This window comes from Bacillus sp. FSL R5-0416, assembly GCF_037975425.1.
Lineage (GTDB): Bacteria > Bacillota > Bacilli > Bacillales > Bacillaceae > Bacillus > Bacillus subtilis.
Genome location: NZ_CP150252.1, coordinates 3,483,050 through 3,504,189, shown reverse-complemented (window position 1 = coordinate 3,504,189; position 21,140 = coordinate 3,483,050). Strand labels below are relative to the sequence as shown.

General features: G+C 42.0%; 16 protein-coding genes, 1 pseudogene and 1 other annotated feature. Of the genes and pseudogenes, 15 read left to right on the top strand and 2 right to left on the bottom strand.

Going from position 1 to position 21,140, the window contains the following annotated elements:
* Both NYE20_RS18620 and NYE20_RS18615 read left to right on the top strand, forming a co-directional pair.
* Window positions 1-1,035 (top strand): glycosyl hydrolase family 18 protein, encoded by a 1,035-nt coding sequence (locus tag NYE20_RS18620; protein ID WP_072173491.1) that lies wholly within the window; start codon window positions 1-3, stop codon window positions 1,033-1,035.
* A 97-nt stretch (window positions 1,036-1,132) separates the two neighbouring features.
* Window positions 1,133-1,368 (top strand) — a binding site (T-box leader).
* Window positions 1,369-1,436: 68 nt separating this feature from the next.
* A complete protein-coding gene (locus tag NYE20_RS18615) occupies window positions 1,437-2,780 on the top strand; it encodes an amino acid permease (RefSeq protein ID WP_003228313.1) in 1,344 nt (447 codons plus the stop codon).
* A 40-nt stretch (window positions 2,781-2,820) separates the two neighbouring features.
* Here the strand turns inward: NYE20_RS18615 and NYE20_RS18610 are convergent, their stop codons facing one another.
* On the bottom strand, window positions 2,821-3,738 hold the full coding sequence (locus tag NYE20_RS18610; RefSeq protein ID WP_128740734.1) for a DMT family transporter: 918 nt from the start codon (window positions 3,736-3,738) through the stop codon (window positions 2,821-2,823).
* 99 nt (window positions 3,739-3,837) lie between these two features.
* Between NYE20_RS18610 and NYE20_RS18605 the strand changes: the two genes are divergently transcribed.
* Entirely contained in the window at window positions 3,838-4,716 is an 879-nt protein-coding gene (locus tag NYE20_RS18605; protein ID WP_161621240.1) for a LysR family transcriptional regulator, read from the top strand.
* A gap of 156 nt (window positions 4,717-4,872) precedes the next feature.
* Window positions 4,873-5,883 carry an MsnO8 family LLM class oxidoreductase gene (locus NYE20_RS18600; RefSeq protein WP_003228318.1) on the top strand — a complete coding sequence of 337 codons (1,011 nt, stop codon included), beginning with the start codon at window positions 4,873-4,875 and terminating at the stop codon, window positions 5,881-5,883.
* Window positions 5,884-5,932: 49 nt separating this feature from the next.
* Here the strand turns inward: NYE20_RS18600 and araR are convergent, their stop codons facing one another.
* Complete coding sequence (gene araR, locus NYE20_RS18595; RefSeq protein ID WP_003243070.1) at window positions 5,933-7,021, bottom strand: arabinose utilization transcriptional regulator AraR; 1,089 nt, start codon at window positions 7,019-7,021, stop codon at window positions 5,933-5,935.
* Between the two features lie 203 nt (window positions 7,022-7,224).
* Here araR and araE point away from each other — a divergent pair, with 203 nt between their 5' ends.
* The 11 genes and pseudogenes from araE (at window position 7,225) to NYE20_RS18540 (ending at window position 21,134) form a co-directional block, all read left to right on the top strand.
* Window positions 7,225-8,619: an arabinose-proton symporter AraE gene (araE, locus tag NYE20_RS18590; RefSeq protein WP_003243899.1), complete on the top strand. Its 1,395-nt coding sequence runs from the start codon at window positions 7,225-7,227 to the stop codon at window positions 8,617-8,619.
* A gap of 297 nt (window positions 8,620-8,916) precedes the next feature.
* On the top strand, window positions 8,917-9,939 hold the full coding sequence (gene cggR, locus NYE20_RS18585; RefSeq protein WP_017695173.1) for a gapA transcriptional regulator CggR: 1,023 nt from the start codon (window positions 8,917-8,919) through the stop codon (window positions 9,937-9,939).
* Between the two features lie 46 nt (window positions 9,940-9,985).
* Entirely contained in the window at window positions 9,986-10,993 is a 1,008-nt protein-coding gene (gene gap, locus NYE20_RS18580) for a type I glyceraldehyde-3-phosphate dehydrogenase (RefSeq protein WP_003219957.1), read from the top strand.
* Between the two features lie 316 nt (window positions 10,994-11,309).
* Window positions 11,310-12,494: a phosphoglycerate kinase gene (locus NYE20_RS18575; RefSeq protein ID WP_003243051.1), complete on the top strand. Its 1,185-nt coding sequence runs from the start codon at window positions 11,310-11,312 to the stop codon at window positions 12,492-12,494.
* A gap of 30 nt (window positions 12,495-12,524) precedes the next feature.
* Window positions 12,525-13,286 carry a triose-phosphate isomerase gene (gene tpiA, locus NYE20_RS18570; protein ID WP_003243394.1) on the top strand — a complete coding sequence of 254 codons (762 nt, stop codon included), beginning with the start codon at window positions 12,525-12,527 and terminating at the stop codon, window positions 13,284-13,286.
* On the top strand, window positions 13,279-14,814 hold the full coding sequence (gpmI, locus tag NYE20_RS18565; RefSeq protein WP_003228330.1) for a 2,3-bisphosphoglycerate-independent phosphoglycerate mutase: 1,536 nt from the start codon (window positions 13,279-13,281) through the stop codon (window positions 14,812-14,814). Before tpiA ends, gpmI begins: the two co-directional genes overlap by 8 nt.
* Window positions 14,815-14,843: 29 nt before the next feature.
* The gene (eno, locus tag NYE20_RS18560) at window positions 14,844-16,136 is read left to right on the top strand and encodes a phosphopyruvate hydratase (protein ID WP_003228333.1); all 1,293 of its coding nucleotides are present in this window, start codon (window positions 14,844-14,846) and stop codon (window positions 16,134-16,136) included.
* Window positions 16,137-16,329: 193 nt separating this feature from the next.
* Window positions 16,330-16,904 (top strand): annotated as a pseudogene (locus NYE20_RS18555) (DJ-1/PfpI family protein).
* A 589-nt stretch (window positions 16,905-17,493) separates the two neighbouring features.
* Window positions 17,494-17,724: a plantaricin C family lantibiotic gene (locus NYE20_RS18550; protein ID WP_101501474.1), complete on the top strand. Its 231-nt coding sequence runs from the start codon at window positions 17,494-17,496 to the stop codon at window positions 17,722-17,724.
* A gap of 71 nt (window positions 17,725-17,795) precedes the next feature.
* Entirely contained in the window at window positions 17,796-20,882 is a 3,087-nt protein-coding gene (locus NYE20_RS18545) for a type 2 lanthipeptide synthetase LanM family protein (RefSeq protein WP_101501473.1), read from the top strand.
* Window positions 20,883-20,933: 51 nt separating this feature from the next.
* Window positions 20,934-21,134: a class II lanthipeptide, LchA2/BrtA2 family gene (locus NYE20_RS18540; protein ID WP_090557569.1), complete on the top strand. Its 201-nt coding sequence runs from the start codon at window positions 20,934-20,936 to the stop codon at window positions 21,132-21,134.
* Window positions 21,135-21,140: the final 6 nt, after the last annotated feature.

Below are 21,140 nucleotides of genomic sequence, written 5' to 3'. Positions count from 1 at the left end.
ATGAAAAAATGGCTGATCATAGCGATTTCACTGGCGATTGCGATTGTTCTGTTTATGTATACAAAAACAGAAGCGAAGGCAGCCGGAATGACACTAGGCTACACGACTGGGGATACGGCTTCATACAATTCTCTCACGAACTATCATACATACATGAATGCCATCGCAACCGATACGTTTGCGTTTGAAAAAAACGGACATGTGATTGGCGATGCCCCAACTAAGCAGCTGACATATGCCAAAAAGAAAAAAATCAAGACATGGGCTGTCATTTCAAACTATAATAATGCCATTTATGATTTTGACGGAGATTTAGCGAGTCGAGTCATGAGTAATAAAACAGCGAAAAAACGATTCACAGATCAGTTAATAACACTGGCCAAAAAGCACTCATATTACGGAATCAATATCGATTTTGAAGCACTAAATCCAGAAGACCGCGCTGCATACTCGAACTTCATTCAATATGTCTCACAGGCTTTGAACAAGAAACATATTAAAACAATGGTATCCGTTCCGGCCAAAAGCGCCGATGATAAAAATGATGACTGGAGCTGGCCGTATGATTATGCGAAAATCGGCAAATATGCCGACTTCGTACAAGTCATGACCTACGATGAACACGGCATTTGGGGTGAGCCGGGGTCAGTGGCAAGCACAAACTGGATTAAAAGCTCTCTGCAGTTTTCAGTTAAAAAGATCAAAGCCAATAAAGTCATCATGGGAATCCCTGCGTACGGCTATGACTGGGATGTAAAAGACGGAAGTGCCAGCACAATAAGGGAATGGAATGAGCTCAAATCCCTCATCAAAAAACAAAAAGCAAAGCCGGCATTCAACAAAAAATCAGGTTCGATGACATTTTCTTATGTTGACAAAAAGAAGCATAAACATGTCGTGTGGTATGAAAACGAAAAAACCGTTCAAACGAAAAGCCATCTGGCAAAGCAATATAAAATAGCAGGTGTTTCAGTTTACGCATTAGGAAACGAGTCAGAATCCTTTTGGAAAGCCATTCGAAAAGGGACAAAATAACAGTTTCTTTTTTCTCTGAAGTTATTGACAGTTAAAAGAGAAGCACGTATATTATGTTAATATATTCAGATCATAAAATTTGAGTTTTTCAGAAAACTAAAACACATAGATTGGGAGCAGTAAAAGAAAGTGATCAGAACAGAGAACTGCGGGGTGGTGCGACGCAGCCTGATTCTTCTTTGAACTCGCCCGGGAGTGGTAAGACGGAACGGAATAGATTGAATATTCCCTATGTTTTAACGGCTAACCTTCGTTACAGGTCAAAAGCAGGATTCTTCATGAAGAATCAACAAGAGTGGTACCGCGGTCAGCCGAAGGCTCGTCGTCTCTTTATCTATTAGATTAGGTAGGAGACGGCGGGCTTTTTTGTTTTTGAAAACGAGAAGGAGAGGTAGAAGAGGATGAAAAACGACAATCAAACGTTAAAACGCACGATGACGTCCCGCCATATTATGATGATGGCGCTGGGCGGAGCAATCGGCGCAGGTTTATTTAAGGGGAGCAGCTCAGCGATCGATGTGGCAGGGCCATCTGTCATTATCGCATACCTGCTCGGCGGGATTATTTTGCTGTTTATTATGCAGGGGCTGGCGGAAATGGCTGTTCGAAACCGTAACGCCAGAACCTTCCGTGATCTTGTCCAGCAGGTATTGGGAAACTACGCCGCTTACTTTTTGGACTGGATCTACTGGAAAATGTGGGTGCTTAACATTGCGGCTGAAGCTGTTGTAGCTGCGATTTTCATTCAATATTGGCTGCCGGGCTGCCCGATCTGGGTGTTGGCATTAGGAATTTCTCTTATCGTCACGATTGTAAACTTGCTTTCTGTTAAAATCTTCGCCGAAACTGAATATTGGCTGGCAATGATCAAGATTACCGTTATTATTATCTTTATTATTCTCGGATTGCTGCTCTTATTTGTATCATTCGGTGATCATACAGCATCCGGATTTTCCAACCTGACAGACCACGGCGGATTTTTCCCGCACGGCGGCACAGGGCTGATCACGGCGATGCTTGTCGTCATCTACTCTTACGGCGGTACAGAAATTATCGGTGTAACGCTTGCAGAGACAAAAAATCCGGAAAAGGTTGTCCCGAAAGCTGTCCGCAGCACACTGACACGGATTGTCGCGTTTTACCTGCTGCCGTTTTTCATCATCGTCAGCCTGATTCCATGGAACCAAGTCAATTCCGTTCCGGAAAGTCCTTTCGTGATGGTCTTTAAAATGGTAGGCATTCCGGGCGCGGATCATATCATGAATGCAGTCATCCTGCTGGCGATCATTTCTTCTATGAATTCAGGTTTATACGGATCATCACGCATTTTGTATACACAGGCAAGTGACGGAAGGCTTCCAAAGGTCTTCTCGAAGCTTTCATCGAAAAACGTACCGATGTTTGCGATTCTGATGTGCACTTCTTCTCTCTATATTGGCGTATTGATTTCTCTGTTCGCAGGAAGCCAAACATTTAATTATTTAATGGGATCATTGGGATATACCGTTTTATTCATTTGGCTGATCATCGGATTCGCTCATTTAAAATCGAGAAAACAGCAAACGGAAACACCGGCCTATTATGTAAAATGGTTCCCGTACACGACATGGTTTGCGATTGTGGCATTACTCGCCATTCTGATCGGGGTCATCATGACAACATCAATTGTCATTACCGGCATTACTGCGGCGATCTACCTTTTGATTACAGTTGCATATTTGGTCAAAGGACGCAAGCATCAGTAAATAAGAAACCCTCTTGCCGCATCCGGCAAGAGGGTTTTTATTATTGTGCAGCTTTCTCGTTTATACCAATCGCCGCAGCTTTCTGCGCTTTTGTTTTTGTATTCACGAGACAGATGCTCGTGACAATCAGCAGCAGCCCTGCTAAGAGGCTAAGGGTGAGCGGTTCATGCAGGAAAATGGAGCTGGCCACGATTGATATGAGCGGAATCAAAAAAGTATAAGATGCGACCTTGCTTGCTTCGCCTGAACCGACAAGCGTAAAAAAGACAAGCCAGCCGAGCGCGATAACGAATACGGAGATGAACAGCAGGCTCGTGATAAACGGAGCTGTCCATTGGATCGCCGAAAAGCTTTCTGTCCAAAAGCCGGATATAAGCAGAAACACGCTTCCGATCGTCAGCTGCAGAGCGACCATCCAGATGGAATCGACGCGGCTGCCTGTTTTTTTCATATATACCGTCCCGAGCGCCCAGCTGATTGCGGAGCCGAGAGCCAGCAGAACCCCCATGACAGAAATATGCCCGCCAAAGCCCGCAGCACTAATGACGGCTACTCCCGCAAAACCGAGGATGAGGCCGATCACTTTCATTACAAACATGGATTCGCCGAGCCACAGCCAAGAAAATACACCCATCAGAACAGGCTGGAAGAAGACGATTGCAGAAAACAGGCCGGCCGGAAGATAATTCAGCCCGATCGTTTGCAGGCCGTAGAATAACGTAATATTTAAAAGAGCAGAAACAAGATAAATCGGCCACGTTTCTTTTAAGCGTAATTTATGAATACGCGGCAGTGCGACAATGACTAATAAAAGCCCGCCGATCAGCGTTCGGATGCCCGCGAACAATAATGGCGGAGAATAGGCGAGCGCGGCTTTGGACAGCGGCCAATTGACGCCCCACATGATGACGAGAAATGCGAGCAGGAGAGCTGTCCGCGTTTTTGAGAGCTGCTTCATTGTTCATTCACTCCTTGTAGAACTTTTCCATCATATGATACGGTAGAACATAAGATAAATAAAATGAATCTTTTTTATAAGGAGCATAAGTAAATTGTTATGACCATTACACAATTAAAGGTTTTTGTGAAAATAGCTGAAACGGGAAGCTTTACAAAAGCGGGTCAGGCGCTGAACATGACACAGCCGGCTGTCAGCCATGCGATTTCTGCGATCGAAGCTGAGCTTGATGTAAAGCTGATCATTCGTGACCGCCGCAATGGCCTGATGCTGACAGATACGGGAAAACAGATCTTAGTACACATCAGAGAAGTCTTAAAAGGCATTGAAAAAGTTGAGCAGGTAGCAGCAGCGGAAAAAGGGCTTGAACTGGGAACGATCCATATCGGCACATTCTCAACTGCCTCGGCTTATTTTATGCCGAAGCTGATCAGTGAATTTAAACAAAAATATCCGAAACTTGAGCTCGTGCTGCACGAGGGAACTGTAAATGAAGTCAAGGAGTGGCTTCATACGCGGATGATAGATGTCGGCATTCTTCTGTATCCAACAGAGGAGATGGAGTACATCCATTTGAAAAAAGACAAAATGGCTGTCGTGCTCAGGGACGATCACCCGCTTGCCAGTCTTTCGGCCATTACGCTGAAAGATCTTGACCATGAACCGATGATCGTCTGTGACGGAGGCTATGAATCACCATTTGTCGATATGTTCAGGCAGGCGGGCGCTACGCTGCACCCAGCTTTCACGGTCTATAACATCAACACCTCGATCAGTATGATCAGAGAAGGCCTGGGTCTCGCGATTTTATCAGAAATGTCCATGTCGGGGATGCCGCTTCCGGAGCATGTGGTGACCCGGGAATTGGACCCGCAGGTATACCGTGATGTGCAGCTTGCTGTTCCGTCGCTAAAGGAGGCTTCTCTGGCGGCTAAGCTCTTTATTGAGATGGCTAAGGAGCTGTTTGGAGCAGAATAGCGGGCCAAACCGTTCGTTTTACATTGTTCGAATTTCATCGAATCAAATTCTTTTATTCCTGAATGCAGTTGTGTTATGGTGTGATAGAAGTTCTTTCAATCATGACCTGACAGCTTTGGGCTGTTTACTGATAACACATTTGCAAAGGAGAACAATATGTCTAACAACCAACGCAAAGATACCTTGCTTTCTGTCTTGAATTTATCTCCGGTTGTTCAGGGAGGAACGATTGCAGAATCATTCCGAAACAGCATGGACTTGGCGCGCCGGGCAGAGGAATGGGGCTATCACCGTTACTGGCTTGCTGAACATCATAATATAGAAGGTGTTGCAAGCTCCGCCACTGCAGTTTTGATTGGCCATATTGCCGGAGGCACGAAGAAAATCCGCGTCGGTTCCGGCGGCATTATGCTCCCGAACCACTCTTCATTAGTCATTGCTGAACAATTCGGCACACTGGAAACACTGTATCCCGGGCGGATAGATCTGGGGCTTGGACGTGCGCCGGGAACAGACCAATTGACAGCCAGAGCGCTCCGCAGAAACATCAACAGCGGGGAGGATTTTCCAGAACAATTAGAGGAACTGCGCAATTATTTTAAACCGTCAGGAAATGTGCGCAATCAAGTTCGCGCCATTCCCGGAGAGGGCATAGATGTGCCGATTTGGCTGCTGGGCTCAAGCGGCTTCAGCGCCCGTCTGGCAGGTGAACTAGGTCTTCCGTTTGCCTTTGCCGCTCATTTCTCACCAGCGAATACGGTTCCTGCATTGGAGCTTTACCGCAATTCCTTCACGCCGTCAGACGTGCTCGACGAACCGTATGCGATGGTCGGTGTCACCATTATCGCGGCAGATACAAACGAGAAAGCGCAGCACCTTGCGACTTCGCATTATCAAAGGTTTCTTGATCTTGTCCGCGGTACGCCGAACCAGCTTAAACCGCCTGTTGAGGATATGGATCAAATCTGGAGCCCGTATGAAAAAGCGATGGTCAATGAGCAGCTGAGCTCCACGATTGTCGGAGGTCCGGAAGAAGTGAAGGCGAAGCTTGAAGATTTCGTCAAAACGACACAGGCTGACGAAATTATGGTTAACTCAGAAACCTTTGAACACGCAGACAGAATGCGTTCGTTTGAAATCATCGCTGACGTTTGGAAAAACAGATAACAGCTATAAAAAAAAGCAATGTAGCGGGGAGACCCATACATTGCTTTTTTTATTCATTCAGTTTTCGTGCGGACTGGCGAATGATCAACTCAGGCTCAAATATGACATCCTCTTGCTTCGGCTTTTTATGCTCTAAGCAGTCAATGACATATTTGGCGGCTGCTTTTCCAAGCACTGATTTCGGATGTTTGACAGAGGTTAGTTTCACTTCTGAGATTTGGGCGAAATGTGAATCATCATACCCGACGATAGACATATCTTCCGGCACTTTAAGATCCATCTCCCTCAGCATATCAATCACCTTTAGCGCAATTTCATCGTTATAACAAAGAATGGCTGTCGGCATGTGCTTGCTGTTTTTCTCCAGTGTGGCTTTTACTTTCTCCAGAAGTTTTGATTCTTTTTCTTCCGTTGTAAATGTCACGATCATATCCGGAGAAGGAAATAACTCACGCTCCCGGTGCGCCTGTATAAATCCGTTCATCCGTTTCACGCCTTGTGTGTCATCAGCTTTAAAAATACCCATCATATGCGTGTGGCCGAGAGAAAGCAAATGCTCCGCCGCCATCATCCCGCCTTTCACATCATCCAAGGTAAAACTTGGCGCGGCAAGCTCGGCATATGACGCGTTAATCATCGCAAAAGGAATGCCGTTTTTCTCCAAGTTCAGATAATAGCCGATGTTTGGGGTTTGAAGGGCGCTTTTTGTCGGTTCTACGATGAGTCCGTCAATATGCTGGGACAGCAGGTTTTCTAAGCCTCTTCTTTCATTGTCCGGGTTGTTGTTTGTGCTTGTCAAAAGCATAGAATACCCCTGCTCGCTTAAATAGGACTCGATTCCTCTGATGATGCTCGGGAAAATATAGTCTGATATGTAAGTTGTCAAAACACCGATCGTTTTATTGGAATGCAGCGCTGACTTAGCAGAGCGTGAAGCGACAAAGGTGCCTCCGCCTTGCACGCTGTACAGCAGACCTTGTGATACGAGGTCTCCGATCGCTTTGCGGATGGTATGCCGGCTGACGCCGAATTGCTGCATTAATTCGTTTTCGGTAGGGATTTTTTGATCGGGCAGTATTTTGCCTTGATTAATCCAAGAACTGATTTCTTCTTTTACTTGCGCGTATTTTGGTAACATATCCATTCCTCCAAAATGTATACGGACAAATTTCAGTATATCACAGCGTTCTTTGTAAGAAAACATTGACAGAAAATGCAAACAAGATTATTCTATATTTGTACGTACTAATTAAATGTAATTTTCGTTAAATTTTAATATAAGTACGTACAATTGAAAAGCATAATGTAAACGCTTTACTCAACATTCGGGAGGGCAGGGAAATGAAGAATACTCCAACACAATTAGAACCAAATGTTCCTGTAACAAGAAGCCATTCAATGGGATTTGTCATTTTGATCTCATGTGCGGCGGGGCTTGGCGGCTTATTGTATGGCTATGACACGGCAGTGATTTCTGGCGCCATCGGTTTTCTGAAAGATTTATACAGCCTGAGTCCGTTTATGGAGGGACTTGTCATTTCAAGCATTATGATTGGAGGAGTTGTGGGCGTCGGGATATCCGGATTTTTAAGTGACAGATTCGGCCGGAGAAAAATTTTAATGACAGCCGCTTTGTTATTTGCGATATCAGCAATCGTTTCAGCACTTTCTCAAGACGTGTCCACCTTAATCATTGCAAGGATTATCGGGGGGCTGGGAATCGGGATGGGCTCATCGCTCTCTGTTACGTATATTACAGAAGCGGCACCGCCCGCCATACGCGGAAGTTTATCTTCCTTATATCAGCTCTTTACGATACTGGGTATTTCCGCAACATACTTTATTAATCTAGCTGTGCAGCGGTCCGGAACATACGAATGGGGCGTGCACACCGGCTGGAGATGGATGCTTGCTTATGGAATGGTGCCGTCCGTCATCTTTTTCCTTGTCCTTCTCGTCGTCCCGGAAAGTCCGAGATGGCTGGCGAAAGCGGGCAAAACAAATGAAGCTTTAAAGATCCTGACACGTATTAATGGAGAAACTGTTGCAAAAGAAGAATTAAAGAACATTGAGAACTCATTAAAAATAGAACAAATGGGGTCGCTCTCCCAGCTGTTTAAGCCGGGTCTCAGAAAGGCGCTTGTCATTGGAATCCTGCTGGCGCTCTTTAACCAAGTCATCGGCATGAACGCCATTACTTACTACGGGCCGGAAATCTTTAAAATGATGGGATTCGGGCAAAATGCCGGATTTGTGACAACTTGTATCGTCGGGGTTGTAGAAGTTATTTTTACCGTTATTGCGGTGTTGCTGATCGATAAAGTCGGACGAAAAAAACTGATGTCCATCGGTTCTGCTTTTATGGCTATTTTTATGATTTTAATCGGGACGTCGTTTTATTTTGAGTTAACAAGCGGGATCATGATGATCGTCCTTATATTAGGTTTTGTCGCTGCTTTCTGTGTCTCGGTCGGACCGATCACATGGATTATGATTTCTGAAATCTTCCCGAACCATCTGCGTGCGCGGGCCGCGGGCATTGCGACCATCTTTTTATGGGGAGCAAACTGGGCGATCGGACAGTTTGTGCCAATGATGATCGATTCTTTCGGGCTCGCCTATACATTTTGGATCTTTGCGGTGATTAACATCCTTTGTTTCCTGTTTGTCGTTACGATCTGTCCGGAAACGAAGAACAAATCGCTCGAGGAAATTGAAAAGCTTTGGATAAAATGAAAACGCTTTAATGAAACAGCCCTTTCTACGGGAAGGGCTGTTTATATTGGGATGCACCATTTGGCGCTTTCTGTATAAGATAAAGATATATAGGATAAAATATTGCTGGATAAAACGACGCGGCATGAAAACTCTGCGAATATTGTCGATGAATTGGCTCTTAACAGTTGAATAAACAATTCCACCCTGTTAAAATAATTAAAGAAAGCAGAAATGATTTTTTTTGGCTATGACGGGACGTTTTTTGTCATAGCGGGACATATAATGTCCAGCAAAAAAGGAAGGAACGTTTGAGTCATGAACCAGTTAATACAAGCTCAAAAAAAATTATTGCCTGATCTTCTGCTCGTTATGCAAAAGAGGTTTGAAATCTTGCAGTATATCAGGCTGACAGAACCCATCGGGCGAAGAAGCCTGTCTGCCAGTCTCGAAATCAGCGAGCGTGTGCTGAGGGGCGAGGTTCAGTTTTTAAAGGAACAGAACCTGGTCGATATTAAGACAAACGGCATGACATTGACAGAAGAGGGCTATGAACTGCTTTCTGTTTTGGAAGATACGATGAAAGATGTTTTAGGTTTGACTCTTTTGGAAAAGACATTAAAAGAACGTTTAAATCTGAAGGATGCCATTATCGTATCCGGAGACAGCGATCAATCCCCATGGGTCAAAAAAGAAATGGGAAGAGCGGCTGTCGCATGTATGAAAAAAAGATTTTCAGGCAAAAATATCGTCGCTGTAACTGGCGGTACGACAATTGAAGCTGTCGCCGAAATGATGACGCCGGATTCTAAAAACCGCGAGCTTTTGTTTGTGCCTGCAAGAGGCGGTTTAGGCGAAGACGTGAAAAACCAGGCGAACACCATATGCGCGCATATGGCGGAGAAGGCTTCAGGCACTTACCGGCTTTTGTTTGTTCCGGGACAGCTGTCACAAGGCGCCTATTCATCTATTATTGAAGAGCCTTCTGTCAAAGAGGTGCTGAACACCATTAAATCAGCGAGTATGCTGGTTCACGGAATCGGCGAAGCTAAAACTATGGCTCAGCGCAGAAACACGCCTTTAGAAGACTTAAAGAAAATAGATGATAACGACGCGGTGACAGAAGCGTTCGGCTACTATTTTAACGCGGACGGCGAAGTGGTTCACAAAGTGCATTCTGTCGGAATGCAGCTGGATGACATAGACGCCATTCCCGATATTATTGCGGTAGCGGGCGGATCATCAAAAGCCGAAGCGATCGAGGCTTACTTTAAAAAGCCGCGCAACACGGTTCTCGTCACAGACGAAGGAGCCGCAAAGAAGTTATTAAGGGATGAATAATCCCTCAATATAAATATCTCTCACTTATTTAAAGGAGGAAACAATCATGGCAGTAAAAGTCGGTATTAACGGTTTTGGTCGTATTGGACGTAACGTATTCCGCGCAGCATTAAACAATCCTGAAGTTGAGGTAGTAGCGGTTAACGATTTAACAGATGCTAACATGCTGGCTCACCTTTTACAATATGATTCTGTACACGGAAAATTAGACGCTGAAGTTTCAGTTGACGGTAACAACCTTGTTGTTAACGGCAAAACAATTGAAGTTTCTGCAGAACGCGATCCTGCTAAACTTAGCTGGGGCAAACAAGGCGTTGAAATCGTAGTTGAATCTACTGGTTTCTTCACAAAACGCGCAGACGCTGCGAAACACTTAGAAGCTGGCGCGAAAAAAGTAATCATCTCTGCTCCTGCTAACGAAGAAGATATCACAATCGTTATGGGTGTTAACGAAGATAAATACGATGCGGCTAACCACGATGTTATCTCTAACGCATCTTGCACAACAAACTGCCTTGCGCCGTTTGCAAAAGTACTTAACGATAAATTCGGCATCAAACGCGGTATGATGACAACTGTTCACTCTTACACAAACGATCAGCAAATCCTTGATCTTCCGCACAAAGACTACCGTCGTGCGCGTGCAGCAGCTGAAAACATCATCCCAACATCAACTGGTGCTGCTAAAGCAGTTTCTCTAGTTCTTCCTGAACTAAAAGGCAAACTGAACGGTGGAGCAATGCGTGTTCCAACTCCAAACGTTTCTCTAGTTGACTTGGTTGCTGAACTGAACCAAGAAGTAACAGCTGAAGAAGTAAACGCAGCTCTTAAAGAAGCGGCTGAAGGCGACCTTAAAGGAATCCTTGGCTACAGCGAAGAGCCATTAGTTTCTGGCGACTACAACGGAAACAAAAACTCTTCTACAATCGATGCTCTTTCTACAATGGTTATGGAAGGCAGCATGGTAAAAGTAATCTCTTGGTACGATAACGAAAGCGGCTACTCTAACCGCGTTGTTGACCTTGCAGCTTACATCGCAAAAAAAGGTCTTTAATTTATAGCTGAAAAAGGACCTGACTTGGTTCTTTCGAATAGAAGCGCTATAATGAAAGCGGACAAGGGAAGGGGACGGACTCCCTTTCCCTTTTTCCATGAAGACCGGCTTTCAGAAAACGCTCTGTGATAGAGAAACGACCGCGTTTTAAGCAGCTTTGCCGGCGCTTTCGCCTAAAGCCGCTGCCCTGGCTTTTAGACGAACTGCCCTGTGCCGAAAAAGACTGCGATCTGCCCTAGCGGAGTTATCGCTTGAACAGACGGTTTCACGTTTTTCGTGCTGTATGCAAACCATTTTGAAGGAGGATCTCCTAGGCATGAATAAAAAAACTCTCAAAGACATCGACGTAAAAGGCAAAGTTGTATTCTGCCGCGTTGACTTTAACGTTCCAATGAAAGACGGGGAAGTAACAGACGATACACGTATCCGTGCTGCGCTTCCAACAATCAAACACCTTGCAGACCAAGGCGCAAAAGTCCTTCTTGCGAGCCACTTAGGCCGCCCGAAAGGCGAAGTGGTTGAGGAGCTTCGTTTAACTCCTGTCGCTGCACGTCTCGGCGAACTGCTTGGCAAAGAAGTGAAAAAAGCGGATGAAGCATACGGCGATGCTGTAAAAGCACAAATTTCCGAGATGAAGGACGGAGACGTTCTTGTATTGGAAAACGTACGTTTCTATCCTGGTGAAGAGAAAAATGACCCTGAGCTTGCAAAAGCATTTGCTGAGCTTGCAGATGTATATGTAAATGACGCATTCGGTGCTGCCCACCGTGCTCACGCATCTACAGCTGGAATTGCCGAGCATCTGCCAGCAGTTGCAGGTTTCTTAATGGAAAAAGAGCTTGATGTACTTGGAAAAGCGGTTTCCAATCCTGACCGCCCGTTCACAGCGATCATCGGCGGAGCGAAAGTAAAAGACAAAATCGGTGTAATCGAGAGTCTTCTTGATAAAGTAGACAACCTGATCATCGGCGGAGGTCTTGCTTATACTTTCGTAAAAGCGCTTGGCTATGAAGTCGGTAAATCTCTTCTTGAAGAGGATAAAATCGAGCTTGCGAAATCATTTATGGACCGCGCTAAAGAAAAAGGCGTTAACTTCTACATGCCTGAAGATGTACTCGTTGCAGATGATTTCTCTAACGATGCAAACGTGAAAATTGTGCCGATCTCTGAAATCCCTAGTGATTTAGAAGCAATCGACATTGGTACGAAAACACGCGAAACGTATGCTGACGTCATCAAAAACAGCAAACTTGTCGTGTGGAACGGACCAATGGGCGTATTCGAAATCGACTTGTTCGCTCAAGGAACAAAAGCGGTTGCGGAAGCATTGGCAGAGGCGAAAGATACATACTCTGTCATCGGCGGAGGAGACTCTGCGGCAGCGGTTGAAAAATTCGGCCTTGCTGACAAAATGAGCCACATCTCAACAGGCGGCGGCGCATCCCTTGAGTTTATGGAAGGCAAAGAGCTTCCAGGGGTAGCTGCACTGAACGATAAATAATCTCAAAACTGCTATAAGGAAGTGGAACAGATGAGAAAACCAATTATCGCCGGTAACTGGAAAATGAACAAAACACTCGGCGAAGCTGTCAGCTTCGTTGAAGAAGTGAAATCTTCCATTCCAGCAGCAGACAAAGCTGAAGCTGTTGTTTGCGCGCCAGCGCTTTTCTTAGAAAAGCTTGCTTCTGCTGTGAAAGGCACTGACCTAAAAGTCGGCGCTCAAAACATGCACTTCGAAGAAAGCGGCGCGTTCACAGGCGAAATCAGCCCGGTTGCTCTGAAAGACCTTGGCGTTGACTACTGCGTCATCGGCCACTCTGAGCGCCGTGAAATGTTCGCTGAAACTGATGAAACAGTTAACAAAAAAGCACACGCAGCTTTCAAACACGGCATTGTGCCGATCATCTGTGTAGGTGAAACGCTTGAAGAGCGTGAAGCCGGCAAAACAAATGATCTTGTTGCTGACCAAGTGAAAAAAGGCCTTGCTGGTCTTTCTGAAGAACAAGTTGCTGCTTCTGTTATTGCGTATGAGCCAATCTGGGCAATCGGAACAGGCAAATCTTCTACAGCGAAAGATGCGAATGACGTGTGTGCGCATATCCGTAAAACCGTCGCTGAAAGCTTCAGCCAAGAAGCTGCAGACAAGCTTCGCATCCAATATGGCGGAAGCGTAAAGCCTGCAAACATTAAAGAATATATGGCAGAGTCCGATATTGACGGTGCTTTGGTCGGCGGCGCGAGCCTTGAGCCACAGTCATTCGTTCAATTATTGGAGGAAGGTCAATATGAGTAAAAAACCAGCTGCACTCATCATTCTTGATGGGTTCGGATTACGTAACGAAACAGTAGGGAACGCAGTCGCTTTAGCGAAAAAACCGAATTTTGACCGCTATTGGAACCAGTATCCTCATCAAACATTGACTGCTTCAGGCGAGGCTGTAGGTCTTCCTGAAGGGCAAATGGGGAACTCCGAAGTAGGTCACTTAAATATCGGTGCGGGACGTATTGTGTACCAAAGCTTAACACGCGTAAATGTTGCCATTCGCGAAGGAGAGTTCGAACGCAATCAAACATTCCTTGACGCGATCAGCAACGCGAAAGAAAACAACAAAGCCTTGCACCTGTTCGGTCTTTTATCTGACGGAGGCGTGCACAGCCATATCAACCATTTATTCGCACTGTTAAAGCTTGCGAAAAAAGAAGGGCTGACAAAGGTTTATATCCATGGCTTCCTTGACGGCCGTGATGTAGGTCCGCAGACAGCGAAAACGTACATCAACCAGTTGAACGATCAAATCAAGGAAATCGGTGTAGGTGAAATCGCCAGCATTTCCGGACGTTACTACTCTATGGACCGCGACAAACGCTGGGACCGTGTAGAAAAAGCGTACCGCGCAATGGCGTACGGCGAAGGCCCATCTTACCGCAGCGCCCTGGATGTTGTTGATGATTCATATGCAAATGGTATCTACGATGAATTCGTGATTCCATCTGTCATCACAAAAGAAAACGGTGAGCCTGTTGCGAAAATCCAAGACGGCGATTCTGTGATTTTCTATAATTTCAGACCGGACCGCGCCATCCAGATTTCCAACACGTTCACAAACAAAGACTTCCGTGACTTCGACCGCGGCGAGAATTATCCAAAGAACCTGTATTTCGTCTGCCTGACTCACTTCAGTGAAACAGTTGACGGCTATGTAGCGTTTAAACCGATAAATCTTGATAACACAGTCGGAGAAGTATTATCTCAGCACGGATTAAAACAGCTTCGAATTGCAGAAACTGAAAAGTATCCGCACGTCACGTTCTTTATGAGCGGCGGCCGTGAAGCTGAATTCCCGGGTGAAGAGCGTATTCTCATCAACTCGCCTAAAGTTGCAACGTATGACTTGAAGCCTGAGATGAGTGCTTATGAAGTGAAAGACGCGCTTGTCAAAGAAATTGAAGCTGACAAGCATGACGCGATCATTCTTAACTTCGCAAACCCTGATATGGTCGGCCACTCCGGAATGGTTGAACCAACAATTAAAGCAATTGAAGCAGTGGACGAATGCTTGGGCGAAGTCGTTGACGCGATTCTTGCTAAAGGCGGACATGCCATCATTACCGCTGATCACGGTAATGCTGACATTCTGATTACAGAATCAGGCGAACCGCACACTGCGCATACAACAAACCCAGTCCCTGTGATTGTAACGAAAGAAGGCATTACGCTGCGTGAAGGCGGAATCCTAGGCGACCTTGCACCAACGTTATTAGACCTTCTTGGTGTTGAAAAACCGAAAGAAATGACAGGAACATCTTTAATTCAAAAATAATTTGAAAATCAAAAGGAGAGACAAAACTCATGCCATACATTGTTGATGTTTATGCACGCGAAGTATTAGACTCCCGCGGCAACCCAACAGTTGAAGTTGAAGTATATACAGAAACAGGAGCTTTCGGCCGCGCATTAGTGCCAAGCGGAGCTTCTACAGGTGAATACGAAGCGGTTGAGCTTCGTGACGGCGACAAAGACCGTTACCTTGGAAAAGGCGTGTTAACAGCTGTTAACAACGTAAACGAAATCATTGCTCCAGAGCTTCTTGGCTTTGATGTAACTGAACAAAACGCAATCGATCAGCTTTTAATCGAGCTTGACGGTACTGAAAACAAAGGCAAACTTGGTGCGAACGCAATCCTTGGCGTATCTATGGCTTGTGCGCGTGCTGCTGCTGATTTCTTACAGATTCCTCTTTACCAATACCTTGGAGGATTCAACTCAAAAACGCTTCCTGTACCGATGATGAACATCGTAAACGGCGGAGAGCATGCTGATAACAACGTGGATATTCAAGAATTCATGATCATGCCTGTAGGTGCTCCTAACTTCCGTGAAGCACTTCGCATGGGCGCTCAAATCTTCCACAGCCTGAAATCAGTATTAAGCGCAAAAGGCTTAAACACTGCTGTAGGTGACGAAGGCGGATTCGCTCCAAACCTTGGTTCTAACGAAGAAGCGCTTCAAACAATCGTTGAAGCAATCGAAAAAGCCGGCTTCAAACCTGGCGAAGAAGTTAAACTTGCTATGGATGCTGCATCTTCTGAGTTCTACAACAAAGAAGACGGCAAATACCATCTGTCTGGCGAAGGCGTTGTGAAAACATCTGCTGAAATGGTTGACTGGTATGAAGAGCTTGTTTCTAAATACCCAATCATCTCTATCGAAGACGGACTTGATGAAAACGACTGGGAAGGCCACAAGCTTCTTACTGAGCGTCTTGGCAAAAAAGTTCAGCTTGTTGGTGACGACCTCTTCGTTACAAACACGAAAAAACTTTCTGAAGGTATTAAAAACGGCGTAGGCAACTCTATCCTGATCAAAGTAAACCAAATCGGTACATTGACTGAAACATTCGATGCGATCGAAATGGCGAAACGCGCAGGCTACACAGCTGTTATCTCTCACCGTTCTGGTGAAACTGAAGACAGCACAATCGCTGACATCGCTGTGGCAACAAACGCAGGACAAATCAAAACAGGTGCTCCGTCTCGTACGGACCGTGTTGCGAAATACAACCAGCTTCTTCGCATCGAAGATCAGTTGGCTGAAACTGCTCAATACCACGGTATCAACTCTTTCTACAACTTAAACAAGTAAGCATATTAGAGCTTGGCTGCAGATGCGGCCAAGCTCTTTTTAGTGTGAAAGAGCTGAATTTCTTTTATCCTGACAAGAGTGTCAGGGTTTTTGAGTATAATAATTGTATAGATTTCAATTGCATTGTTTTTGAATACAGTCGAAACCAGCTTATCTTTACGCATTTCCTACAATATCAGATTAGATATATTTAATGGCCGAACTGAACATGGGAAGTTTCAAAAAAGATGCAGCATCTTTAAAAGTCATGACAATAGGATGAATAAAGTAATGATAACTACGATGGAGCACTGCGTATAAAACCGAATATCTCCCTTGATGAGTGGATGCTCAAGAGTACAGATTTATTAATATTACTTGGAGGGAATACTTGGGGTGAAGAGTTTCCTTGAAAATGGCCAGCAAAGCTTTAAAACTTTGCGTGATGGTTGCCACAATTTACGTGTAACTGTGGGTTCAGCAAATAACGGATGCTTGGAATCAAGAAAACATACAAGCAATAATGGCATATATGAAAATGATCTGTCCACATGATAAAGGAGAACCACTTTATGATATGGAACCCGAGGTATTTGGTGGGAATCTGGTTACTGCATCAAGTGTGAGCTGTCTCGAACTCAGAGGGAAGTACTGAAAAAATTAACCGTGTTTGAAATGTATACATTCGATTCATGGTATCAACTCAATAAGACCCATCAACTCGAACACTTCTTTAAGTTAATAAACTCAATCAATAAATGTAAGACCATGATCATAACTAGTATTTAGAGGATTGTCAAAGCATGGTTTATTCACTCCAGTATTCCCTAAAACGAGAAGTGAACAATCTTGTGATCACGGATAGTTATATCAGTAATTCAGCGGTCTCAGATAGGGACGGAGAGTAATTAGCTAAGTCCTACGGGTAAAAAACAATGGTCGACGGCAGCTCAGAATTAACTGCATATAATACTTATAAATAGTTAAGGTAGTAGCTGGTTGTATAAAATGATAGTTACTTATATTCCTATTTGATTTTATAGCTTCAAAGGAAAATAATTACTTCTTTAAATAAAAGTATGTAACATAACTGTATGTTGGTTCTTTTACTTGCAAAAGTAGGGCTTACGTTTTGCAATGAAATAATAATTTGAAAATCGTTTTGGTTTCTTGCTAAAGCATTTAAAAGTGACATTCACAAAAAACTGAAGAGTTCTTTTTTAAAAAATAAAATAAAGTGAAATGCAAGAAATTCTTATGTATTCAAAAATATAAAAAATTACATAAAACCCATTGTTTTCTATAGGAAAATATGGTAGATTTTTATTGGACAGGTTAATAGAAACATTATCCAGTAAAAAATAAGGAGGTAGATAGTATGAAGAAGACAAAGATATTGAAAACACCAGAATTGAAAGTGACAAAAGATTTAAATTTGATAGACCCATGTGGAGATGTTCTTGAAGAAATTAAAGAACATGAAGTTTCAGGAGCTTTCAATACCTGGAATACAACAACTACTAGCGTGGGGACTATTTTAGTAAGTGAAGTTTTTGGAAATAAAGGTAAGGTTTGTACAGGTACTAAAGAATGTCAAGGCACTTGCTGAAATAAGTACAAAATAGGCAGTGGAATTGACTGCCTATTTTGTAAAAAATCATTAAGGTAGGATCATTAACTTTGAAAACTAACAAATATAATCTCCAATATTGGATGAAAATGTTTCCTGAGGTTAACGACAAAGATGAATTGCAAAAGATTTTTTTAAATGTATCTGGTAAGACGATTCATTCATTAATTAGAGACGATACTAATATTGAGCAAAATACAAACATTATAGATATTGATAGAGTCTTAGATCATAAAAAAAGTGATTTTTTAGTGAGAAATTCTGAAGAATTTTTAGAGCATAATCCATTTTTTCATTTTTTTTCTCCTTTTCTTAGCTGCAAAATTGAAGAATTCATAGTAAAAGTAAGAATTGAAGATGCAGTAGATAATGAGGATGAATTTGTGAAAAAGGTAATTAAACATATATTGGATTTAATGTTTGAAAAAGCTTTTAGGGTTCTTGTTTTGGAAGTGAATATTGCAAGATTAGAGGGGAAGTTAGAGGGGACTACTCCGGAAGAAAGACTAAATCATTTTTTAGCTGTATCTTTAAATGATGAATCATTTTTAAAAAGTGTTTATAAAGAATATGAAGTATTAACAAGTTTATTATGTGTAACGATTGATGATTATTTCACATATGTAATGGAAATAATAAAAAACACAAAACGAGAAATTAGTTCATTAAACTCTAAATTCAACTCTGATAACGATTTAGGTGCAATAACAAATATAACCACCGGTCTAGGAGATACTCATCAAAAAGGAAAATCTGTTTCAACAATATATTTTAAAAGTGGTAAGAAAATAATTTATAAACCTAGAGATTTAACGCTTGAACAAGGTTTCCAGGAAGTATTATATTGGTTGGATGGGAAAAACATACCGGGAATTTTAAATTTCAAAAGAGTTCAAATACATACAGTAAATGATTCGGGTTGGATGGAGCACATAGATTATAAAAGTTGTTTTAATAAAAATGAAGCAAATGATTTTTATACTCGTTCAGGTAATCTTCTTTGTTTACTGTATCTTCTAAATGCAGTAGATTTTCATCATGAAAATTTAATAGCCCATGGTTCTTTCCCAGTATTAGTTGACCTAGAATCATTATTTCATGCAAGACTAAAGGTTGACCAAATTGATAAAAAGTCAGCTTTTGTTACAGCAACTGAATTAGTTGATAACTCTGTACAGTCAATAAGTTTATTGCCTACAAAAATTTCTAAGAGAGTAGGAGACAAAGACATAAGTCTAGATATAGGGGGATTAGGTGCCTATAAGGAACAACTCTCTCCTCATAAATCATTAGTAATTGAAAATGCAGGAACAGATACTATTAAAATTTTAAGAAAAAATACTTTCATTAAACCTCAATTAAATAACCCTTCCATTAAAACAGGGTCCTACTTATATTCAGAAAATTATACGGGACAAATTAAAGATGGTTTTGAAAGTTTATATAGTTGGGTGATGTTAAATAAAGATGAATTCTGGGATAAAATTTCTCAAACTTTTAAAGAAACAAATAGCAGGTTTATCTTCAGACCTACTTACTTATACACTCAGCTTTTAAGAATTTCAAGTCATCCAGATTTTATGAGAGATACCTATAGACGTAAGATTATTTTACATAGAATCGGTATTGATTATATACAAGAGTATAAAGATATATTGAACTCAGAATATAAAGATTTATTAACTGGAGACGTTCCATTTTTTAGATCCTCTATTGAACATGAACATTTAATAGATTCTAGAGGGGGAAAAATTCACAATATTCTGGAAGAACCTCCAATAAAAACAGTAAAGCAAAAGATTTTTAATCTATCGAAAGAAGATTTGAAAAGACAGATTGATTTTATTGAAATGTCTTACATTAGTAATGAAAAAAGATTAAAAGAAGTTACTGATATAAAATTCTCTAAAGCTGCAAACTTAAATAAAATTAAGTCAGAAAATTGGATAGATGAAGCAACCCAGATAGGCGAATTTATAGTTGAAAACAGTGTATGTGGTATAAATAAAAAACAAAAAGATAGAATGTGGATAGGTCCTAGTCTTGAGGGTATTGAGGAAGACATTTGGAATGCAAATGTATTGGGATTCGATATATATAATGGTAATTCAGGGATTGCTCTATTTTTAGGGTACTTGGGCGAAATCCTCAACAGACAAGATTTTAAACAAGCAGCTATTGAAACTATGAGACCAATACAGAAGTTTATCTCTGAAATAAAAGAAGATCACCCATATTTAATAGGTGCATTCCAAGGTATTTCAGGATACTTTTATACATTAAACAAGTTATCTAATTTATTCGAAGATTCAGAATTAAGGAAGACCACACTTGAAAATATCAGTGTTTTATCGAAGTTAGGTAAATTCGATAAAGTATACGATTTAATAGGAGGTTCTTTAGGTAGTTTAGCAGTTATGCTTTCCATAATACCAAATATTACTGAAGAGAATAACAAAAAGGAAATTTTAAAGATCTCACATATCCACTGTGATCATATTTTAAGTGTAGCGAAAAATTTTGAGGAGCAAATATCTTGGCCAGGAAAATTTTCAGCAGCATATTCTGGGTTTTCACATGGTAATTCTGGTTTTATCGCATACTTATATAAATTTTTTAAGTTAACAAATGATGAACAATTATTGGAAGTCATTCAAAGGGCCTTAAGATTTGAAAGGAGATTGTACTCTGAAGACCACAATAATTGGTATACCACAGAAAATAAAGATAAGTTAGCTAATGGATGGTGTCACGGAGCTCCAGGTATACTTTTAAGTAAATTGATTTTAAAAGATAATGGTTTTGAAGACGAGTACATTGAAAAAGAAATATCGACTGCAATAGATTCTTCTATTCATAATGGCATTGGCAATAACCCTACATATTGTCATGGAGATTTAGGTGTGCTTTCTATATTAAATTATGCTTCTGATTTAACTAACAATATTAATTTGAAGAATAGATGTTTAAGAACTTATCAAGACTTATTTGAAAATGTTTTGGCCATGAAATGGAGAAAGAGAGACTTAGTCTGTACTAGATCATATAGTTTAATGATCGGATTATCAGGAATAGGTTACTCAATGATCAAGAATTATGCTCCGGAAATTGTTCCTAATTTTTTATGGCTAGAATAAGTTCTATACACTCTTATTCAAAGTCATACTTGAAAGGAGGTGAGAAAAATTATGAAGAAAGATATGGTCAAAAATGCTTCAGGTTTTATTGAAGAAGATGAACTTATATCGTTAGCTAATGGTGAAAATGCTACTGGAGGAGGTACTCCGGTAACAGCCATTATAACTGCACTTACTGGAACGACTTTTACAGTTACTTTAAGTGCAGCATCATGTCCAACATCAGCGTGTACAAATCTGTGTAACAAATAAACACAA

Coding starts and splice junctions, on each gene's coding strand:
- NYE20_RS18620 (WP_072173491.1), top strand. CDS start 1: ATGAAAAAATGGCTGATCATAGCGATTTCACTGGCGATTGCGATTGTT.
- NYE20_RS18615 (WP_003228313.1), top strand. CDS start 1,437: ATGAAAAACGACAATCAAACGTTAAAACGCACGATGACGTCCCGCCAT.
- NYE20_RS18610 (WP_128740734.1), bottom strand. CDS start 3,738: ATGAAGCAGCTCTCAAAAACGCGGACAGCTCTCCTGCTCGCATTTCTC.
- NYE20_RS18605 (WP_161621240.1), top strand. CDS start 3,838: ATGACCATTACACAATTAAAGGTTTTTGTGAAAATAGCTGAAACGGGA.
- NYE20_RS18600 (WP_003228318.1), top strand. CDS start 4,873: ATGTCTAACAACCAACGCAAAGATACCTTGCTTTCTGTCTTGAATTTA.
- araR (WP_003243070.1), bottom strand. CDS start 7,021: ATGTTACCAAAATACGCGCAAGTAAAAGAAGAAATCAGTTCTTGGATT.
- araE (WP_003243899.1), top strand. CDS start 7,225: ATGAAGAATACTCCAACACAATTAGAACCAAATGTTCCTGTAACAAGA.
- cggR (WP_017695173.1), top strand. CDS start 8,917: ATGAACCAGTTAATACAAGCTCAAAAAAAATTATTGCCTGATCTTCTG.
- gap (WP_003219957.1), top strand. CDS start 9,986: ATGGCAGTAAAAGTCGGTATTAACGGTTTTGGTCGTATTGGACGTAAC.
- NYE20_RS18575 (WP_003243051.1), top strand. CDS start 11,310: ATGAATAAAAAAACTCTCAAAGACATCGACGTAAAAGGCAAAGTTGTA.
- tpiA (WP_003243394.1), top strand. CDS start 12,525: ATGAGAAAACCAATTATCGCCGGTAACTGGAAAATGAACAAAACACTC.
- gpmI (WP_003228330.1), top strand. CDS start 13,279: ATGAGTAAAAAACCAGCTGCACTCATCATTCTTGATGGGTTCGGATTA.
- eno (WP_003228333.1), top strand. CDS start 14,844: ATGCCATACATTGTTGATGTTTATGCACGCGAAGTATTAGACTCCCGC.
- NYE20_RS18550 (WP_101501474.1), top strand. CDS start 17,494: ATGAAGAAGACAAAGATATTGAAAACACCAGAATTGAAAGTGACAAAA.
- NYE20_RS18540 (WP_090557569.1), top strand. CDS start 20,934: ATGAAGAAAGATATGGTCAAAAATGCTTCAGGTTTTATTGAAGAAGAT.